General features: G+C 41.9%; 7 protein-coding genes. 3 read left to right on the top strand and 4 right to left on the bottom strand.

Going from position 1 to position 7,179, the window contains the following annotated elements:
• Positions 1-53 precede the first annotated feature (53 nt).
• From deoC to B3F51_RS13230, 3 genes are all read left to right on the top strand, one after another.
• On the top strand, positions 54-773 hold the full coding sequence (gene deoC, locus B3F51_RS13240) for a deoxyribose-phosphate aldolase (protein ID WP_250933285.1): 720 nt from the start codon (positions 54-56) through the stop codon (positions 771-773).
• Between the two features lie 114 nt (positions 774-887).
• Positions 888-2,429, top strand: a complete 1,542-nt coding sequence (locus B3F51_RS13235) for an FGGY-family carbohydrate kinase (protein WP_286947546.1) — start codon at positions 888-890, stop codon at positions 2,427-2,429.
• Positions 2,430-2,546: 117 nt separating this feature from the next.
• Positions 2,547-3,278 (top strand): GntR family transcriptional regulator, encoded by a 732-nt coding sequence (locus B3F51_RS13230; protein WP_242871571.1) that lies wholly within the window; start codon positions 2,547-2,549, stop codon positions 3,276-3,278.
• A gap of 43 nt (positions 3,279-3,321) precedes the next feature.
• On the opposite strand, the gene B3F51_RS13225 is transcribed toward B3F51_RS13230, so the two are convergent.
• The 4 genes from B3F51_RS13225 to B3F51_RS13210 are packed head-to-tail and all read right to left on the bottom strand — an operon-like array spanning position 3,322 to position 7,177.
• Positions 3,322-4,509, bottom strand: coding sequence for a DHHW family protein (locus B3F51_RS13225; protein WP_148638763.1), 1,188 nt, complete (start codon positions 4,507-4,509; stop codon positions 3,322-3,324).
• Positions 4,510-4,519: 10 nt separating this feature from the next.
• The gene (locus B3F51_RS13220; protein ID WP_286947543.1) at positions 4,520-5,920 is read right to left on the bottom strand and encodes an MBOAT family O-acyltransferase; all 1,401 of its coding nucleotides are present in this window, start codon (positions 5,918-5,920) and stop codon (positions 4,520-4,522) included.
• A gap of 9 nt (positions 5,921-5,929) precedes the next feature.
• Entirely contained in the window at positions 5,930-6,400 is a 471-nt protein-coding gene (locus B3F51_RS13215; RefSeq protein ID WP_070370092.1) for a DUF4358 domain-containing protein, read from the bottom strand.
• Between the two features lie 12 nt (positions 6,401-6,412).
• A complete protein-coding gene (locus B3F51_RS13210; protein ID WP_286947541.1) occupies positions 6,413-7,177 on the bottom strand; it encodes a GDSL-type esterase/lipase family protein in 765 nt (254 codons plus the stop codon).
• Positions 7,178-7,179 lie beyond the last annotated feature (2 nt).

Genomic DNA, 7,179 nt, shown 5'->3' with positions numbered 1-7,179 from the left:
CTGTGGCGTTTTGCAAACGCCTACTATAAAATAAAACTAGGAGGTATGTAGTTATGGTTGATTTATCAAAAATGGATAAAAAAGCCCTGGGAAAGTGTTTCGATCACTCGGTGTTGCCTAAAAACACCACTGAAGCTGATATCCGGTCCGGTTGTCGTGAGGCAGTAGCCTATAATTGTGCCGCATTTTATTCTGCGACACCTTATTGGACGCCTGTGGTGGTGGATGAATTAAAAGAAACAGACATTCATATCGGGACCGGTCTTGATTTTCCCTTTGGTGCATCGGCATCGATTGTTAAAGCCTTTGAAACCGAACAGGCAGTAAAAGCTGGTTGCACCGTTTTAGATCTGGTCATGAACGTTGGGGCGTTAAAAGACAAACGATACGATGTGATAAAAGGCGAATTGATGGATTTCAAAACCGCAGCGCAGGGTCATATCACCAAATGCATTATTGAAACCTGTTTTTTAAGTGACGAGGAAATAGCAGCAGCCTGCAAACTGATTGCAGAAGTTGGCATTGATTATGCCAAAACCTCAACCGGTCAATTTGAAGGACCCAGTATGGAACAGTTTCTGATTATGAAAAAGACGTTGGCGGAAACGGATGTTAAACTCAAGGTTGCCGGGGTTAAATTCCCACGGCCTCAAAATGCCTATGTATTTATCTTGGCAGGAGCTGATCTGATCGGTACACGAGCTGCGGTTGCGATAATCGACGCCTTTGATCAAATGCGTGAGATTGGACTAGTACCCCAGTATAATGGCTAAGCCAAAGCGATCATTTTCATCACATTGCTGAGCAAAATTCCCTTTTACTAAGCATAATATTAAATTAATTCATGGTTTAGAAGTTAATTTTTATTATTAAAGGAGAATTTGAATATGGGTAAGTATTTAATCGGTATTGATGTGGGAACAACTGGTACAAAGGCGATGATTCTTGACAAAAAAGGCCAAATCTATGGCAAAGGATATGGTGAGTATCCCTGCAACTATCCAAGTCCCAACTGGGTTGAACAGGATGTGGATTTACTGGTGGAGGAAACCTTTAAAGCCTGTAAACAAGCAGTCACATCATCAGGCCTTGATCCAAAGGAAATTGAGGCAGTTGGATTTTCTTGCCAACGGGCAACGTTTACACTGGTCGATAATAATAATCAGGCCATCGATAACATTTTTTATGGCTGGCAGGATAATCGTGGTGCTGAGATTTTAGAAGAAGCCATGGCACTGGTGGATCCCGATACTTTTTTTAGAAGCACTGGTATGCCAATGGCACCTACCTTTACGTTTATCAAATTGTTATGGTTAATAAAGAAACGACCCGAATTATATGAAAAAGCCAAGTATGTGGCGATGATGCCGGAGTATATCCAATATTGTTTTGGAGCAGATGATTTTTATTGCGAAGTGACCAATGCCTGTACATCTGGCTATCTTAATCCGAATACAATGGATTGGGCGGACAACATTATTGATGCTTTTGGTTTTGATAAAACAAAATTCCCCAAACTAGTGAAACCCGGTGATATTGTCGGAAAAGTGACACCTACCACGGCGGAAAAAACGGGTCTGGCAGTCGGTACACTACTTGTTGCCGGAAGTGGAGATCAACAATGCGCAGCAATCGGCGCAGGCGTAATTGAGGATGGCTATGCATCGTTAACACTGGGTACCGCCGGACTTTTGGTGGTTGGGACAAAAAATCTGGTCTTGGAAGATGTTCCGGGGGTCATGGCAACTTCATCGGCATCATTGGGATTATACAATCTTGAGGGAATCCAACTGGGTGCTGCCAGCAGTTATCGATGGGCAAGGGATGAGTTGGCTGAAATTGAAGTTGCATTCGGCAAAAAAACGGGGCTTGATCCATATGAAGTAATGGATTATCATATTCAAAAAAGTCCAGTCGGATCAAAGGGAATTGTCTTCATGCCATTCCTGACCGGATCGGGTTATCCGTATTGGAATCCTGAAGCGAAAGGGATTTTTGCGGGACTGACGTTCGCACATTCTAAGAGTGATATGATTCGTTCGGTTATGGAAGGGATTACCTTGGAAAGTAAGGACATGTATGAAACCATGAAGAAATCCGGATTGCTTTTAAAACAACTTGCGATCACGGGCGGGGCGACAAAATCTGCAGCATGGCGCCAGATTATTGCAGATATGTTTGGAGTTCCAATTCGTAAGCTGGAGATACCCGATGCCACCATTGTAGGAGCGGCAGTGATAGCAGGGGTTGGTGCCGGGTGGTTTAACGATGTTACCGAAGGTGTCAATTCAATGGTTCGTTATCTGGAGACCATTGAGCCCGTACCTGAAAATGTCAAGAAGTATAACGACATTTATGACATTTACAAAAATTTGTATAGCGCATTAAATGATAATTGCATCTATTCACAGTTTGCAAAATTAAAATAAACAGAAAAAAAACGATTTTAGTGGATCACTCTTTCAATTCGATTGCGTCTATGATAAAATGAAAGATATTTTGCTAAATAAGCTGTACAAAGGAGTTTTATGGAAGGAAGTATTGATATGTACAAAATAAAGCGAGAAAACCCAAAACCACTGTACATACAATTGGAAGAGTTAATCCGCAATAACATCGAAGAAGGCATTTGGAAGCCAAACACAGCGATACCATCGGAGAGTGAGATGAACCGTATTTACGGTGTCAGTCGAATGACAATACGTTCAGCATGCTCACAGTTGGTACAGGATGGTGTTCTCTATCGAGTCCCTGGTAAAGGTACCTTTGTTGCAGAACCCAAGATCATGACAGAGTCGCTGGCTTATATGGGATTTAGAGAACAATTGGAACGAATGGGGTACGAAATCACCACCGAGTTGTTAAATGTTACCGAAAAGGAAGCTTCTTTTTCGGTTGCAAAGCGTTTGCAATGTCCTCAAGGCGCACCAATACTCGAAATTGAGCGGTTGCGTTTTCTAAAAGGCGAGCCGATCAGCCTTCATTATTCCCGGATTCCTTTTGATTTGGGTAAGAATCTCAGTGATCAGGCGCTTGAAGAAGAACAACTTTGTATTCTTCTGGAAAAAGAATATAATTTAAAACCCAGCCGTGTCATCGAAACGTTCGAATCGGTGACGGCATCTGAAAAAGAAAGCAAACTGCTAAAAGTGCCGCAAGGCTATCCTTTGCTTGTTTTGGAAGATATTCTTTTTGATAAGGAAGATAAACCTTTTGAATATTCAAAAGTGGTCTTTCGAGGTGACAAAATCAAATTAAAATATGAATACCGCAACTAACGTTAAAAGGGTTTCCGCCAGACTGGTGGGAACCCTTTTAACGTTAGTCATCATTCAGTACCGGTTCCAAGGTGGTGTCCCGGAAAAAAGTGTTGGCATTAAAGAGGTATAGAATATCGGTAATCTGAGCGTCAGCAATCAACGCTTCGATGCTATCATAGTAATAACGGGGATCAATAACGGTGATCTCGCTATAAAATGGTGTTAGGAAGGGGATAAAGGCATTGGCATAAGAATCCTTGATGATCAACAGATTTTTGCCGTTGGCTACCGGATTTTTGATTTTTATCAGGGGATGGTTACCGGATAGAAAAACGGCATATTTGTCTTTTCCTTTGAGTTGTTCACTGTCAAAAAGAGATGCCGATTTTTTTTGTTCTTCGATAAAATTCACGACTGAATAATCATCTTCATTTTTGGGGATGTAGACATCAATGGTATCCGTAACAAAGGTCAAGTAGCCGCTTTTGGATGCAAGCGCTCCAGAAAATGAATGGCTGACTGGATAGATGGTGTATGCATCGGTGTCCGGTTTTATTCCCAATGCGTTGGCAACACCTTGAAACGACAGCCAGGCCCCCAGAGTAGTCCAATGATGATCCGTCTTATAATATAACGCTTGATCCTTATTCTGCTTAAGAATTGGTCGGGGATCAAGGATGGTTAGCTGGTCACTTAAACTGGCAGTAAAGCTGTCTATATAGGTGTTTTGGTTCAAAACCGGAGCGTAAGCCGGTAATTTTTCATCAGTGACACTAATCGCATTGGGAACCAGCATGAAAAAGTGATTCAGATCGGAATGTTTTTCGACGAAGGTGTTAAGTGCAGTTTTTGTTTCTTCCGTTTGATCAGCCGGTAAGGGATCGAAGTTTTCAATCAGCGTAGAATTTTTGCCATAAAATACCCCATTCGAGCTATTCTTTCCAATGATGCGGTCGGTGCTGGTTTTGGTGTAAATCCAAAAATTCCGGCCGATTAGCTGATCAGCCGTATATTTCTGCATTTTTTTCATATAGCGTCCATCGACTACGCTATCTGCCGAAAAACGGGGAAATTGGGTTAATATCCGGTTTTCATTTGCAGATAGTTTAGTATCCGGTAAAATCAGCGAAGCCAGGGGAAAAAAGACAAGACTGCCGATAAAAAGCAGACCCAACAAGTTGATGTATTTTTTATAGTAGAGTGAATGGGAGTATTGATCGTGCTCCCGGTGGTTATCTTGTTTTCGCATAAGGCCTCACCTAAAATCTGAAATACAAAAAGGGATTGTATGTTTCGGTAACTAAATAAGCAATGGATAAAAACATGATCAGGCTGTTCAGTCCCAGACCAAATGGTATGACCCAGTTTTTCTCACTACGAATCAGTTTAGTATAACGCCGATGGACGATGGGGGTTGAACAGATCCCGCAAATTAAAAATAGAATAAGACTGGTATACAGGTAATAAAGGCCGGTTGTATCAATTGGGGATGCACCAGCGGTAAAAAACATCACCTGGAGATAAGACAGGGCAAATCCCATATCCGGACTGGCAAATAAGACCCAGCCAATCACGACCAATAGGAGGGTGTAAGTGTGTTGGATGAATGTGGGCAGTTTTTCGAGTAAACGGTTTAAAAATACTTTTTCAGTAAAAAGAATCAGCCCGTAATAGCCGCCCCAGATAACAAAATTCCAGCTGGCACCATGCCAGAGCCCAGTTAATAACCAGACAATACAAAGGTTTAAAAATAACCGGGGGATGGCAACACGATTTCCACCGAGTGGAATATAAAGGTATTCGCGAAACCAGGTGCCCAGTGAAATATGCCAACGTCGCCAGAATTCAGACACGTTTCTGGAAATATAGGGGTAATTGAAATTTTCCAGAAATTCAAAACCGAACATTTTCCCCAGACCAATGGCCATATCCGAATAGCCGCTGAAGTCGAAATAGATTTGAAAGGTAAATGCAATAATTCCAATCCAGGCCGTGAGTACCGACATTTCCCCCACATCCATGGCCGAAATAAGTGTCCAGACATAACCAATGTTATTGGCCAACAGGACTTTTTTTCCAAGTCCCTGGATAAAACGTTCTACCCCAATTCCAAATTTTTCCTGATTCATCACCCGATCGGAGAGCTGGTCATCAATGTCCTTATAGCGGACGATGGGTCCGGCGATCAGCTGGGGAAACATGGTGACATATAAACCAAAGGAAACAATGTTTTTTTGAACCGGAACCTTACCCAGATAAATATCGACCACATAAGATAGTATCTGAAAGGTATAAAATGAAATTCCAATCGGCAAGGGCAACGGTGTATAGGGGATACTCAAACTAAAGAGTTGGTTAATGGTATCAAGTAGAAAACCCCAGTATTTAAAAAAGAACAGAAAACTCAGATTTACAATGACGGTAAAAATAAAAATTCGCTTGCGAACGAGATGGGGCTTTTTTTCCATGAAGATCCCCATCCCAAAGTCGAAGACGATGGTGAATAGCATTAAGAATACATAAACCGGTTCGCCCCAGGCGTAAAAAAACAAACTGACCAGAAGCAAGATCAGGTTTTTTCCCTGTTTGGGGACAAGGGTATAGAGACCCAAGGCAATGGGTAAAAAGGCAAATATAAATAAGATACTGCTAAAAACCATGGTTGCTCCTTACTGACTATTCTTTATGCTTTTGACAAAGGTGTCTTTTAGTGCGGCTGCATCCGGTGACACGCAATAAAAAAGTGTGTTTCCAACAATTTTAAGCTCATAATTATCAAGCAGAGCAACCTGATCAGGTCCGTAGCCGCCAAAGCTTTCCTGTTGGATGGCATTTCGGGTATCCACAGCAGTCTCAACCAGATCCAACTGGGCCGAGTCCGCAACTTTTACCACCAAAATTTCGGAAACGTCCATATAATTTGCCGGAACGTAAATCAACACTTCTTGAAAGTCGTTGATATTGAGACCATAATACCGTTTTAAGGCTTTTCCATCGCCTTTTGTCATTCCGTTGAGGTTTTGGGATGTAGCCAGCAGATCAGCTTCAACTTGCGATAAGGCCGCCTGGTCAGCAGTCTGACAGCCAAAACAGGGAAGAATCAGTATTAAAATAACAAGCAGTACAGCAAATTTTTTCATAAGCTTCCAATTCTACAGCAAATTTTTCAGATCACTGTTATTGACCAGGGTATCCATCCAGATGGGATAAAATTCCCGAATGACATGGATGCCATCCTGCTCGTGATATTGCGGATTATTTTTTAAAAAGGTGTAGGTATCAATATAATGGATGTTTTTGCGTTTGGCCATTTCCGCTAGGGCAGTATTGTAGGTCTCGATTTGACTGAATTCCGGCTTCTCTTTCAGGGTTTCATCGGTAACCGGAAAGATGCTGCAAAGATAGATTTGGGTGTTGGGTAATTGCAGGCGCACTGCGTCGATGATTTTTTCATAATGACTGAGATAGGAATCAAGCGTACTGTCGGGATGGCTGATATCATTAAGCCCCAACTCAAAAAAAACACTACGGGGAGCCAGATTAACCAGACTTGGTACATCTTCAAGACTGTTTTCGGTGGATTTTCCCATCACCGCCACCAGCGAGGTTGGGCTTAAAAATCCGTATAAACCAAGACCTTCAGCAATCGAATCACCAAAAACAACCGCATTACCAAACAAAGCGGAATAATCTCCGGAATCGATGGCTTTGCGCTTCATATAATCAATTTTTTCTTCCATGGTATAAAGATCACGGGTTTCTAAGGTGGTTAGGGCCTGAATTCCTTCAGTAACCTTAGCGTTTTCTCGGGCGACGCTTTGATAATGAATAAGCAGGACGATGATAATAATGATACAGGGAATGAGAATGAAAACTGCCAGGCTTTTATTAAAAGGGGGGGTGTTTTTTTTGTACATGT

Source organism: Acetobacterium sp. UBA5834 (assembly GCF_002435675.1).
Classification (GTDB): Bacteria; Bacillota; Clostridia; order Eubacteriales; family Eubacteriaceae; genus Acetobacterium; species Acetobacterium wieringae.
This window is presented reverse-complemented; position numbering and strand designations above follow the sequence as displayed.

Excerpts from the sequence above, each read along its gene's own strand:
- deoC (WP_250933285.1), top strand. The coding sequence starts at position 54 with ATGGTTGATTTATCAAAAATGGATAAAAAAGCCCTGGGAAAGTGTTTC.
- B3F51_RS13235 (WP_286947546.1), top strand. The coding sequence starts at position 888 with ATGGGTAAGTATTTAATCGGTATTGATGTGGGAACAACTGGTACAAAG.
- B3F51_RS13230 (WP_242871571.1), top strand. The coding sequence starts at position 2,547 with ATGTACAAAATAAAGCGAGAAAACCCAAAACCACTGTACATACAATTG.
- B3F51_RS13225 (WP_148638763.1), bottom strand. The coding sequence starts at position 4,509 with ATGCGAAAACAAGATAACCACCGGGAGCACGATCAATACTCCCATTCA.
- B3F51_RS13220 (WP_286947543.1), bottom strand. The coding sequence starts at position 5,920 with ATGGTTTTTAGCAGTATCTTATTTATATTTGCCTTTTTACCCATTGCC.
- B3F51_RS13215 (WP_070370092.1), bottom strand. The coding sequence starts at position 6,400 with ATGAAAAAATTTGCTGTACTGCTTGTTATTTTAATACTGATTCTTCCC.
- B3F51_RS13210 (WP_286947541.1), bottom strand. The coding sequence starts at position 7,177 with ATGTACAAAAAAAACACCCCCCCTTTTAATAAAAGCCTGGCAGTTTTC.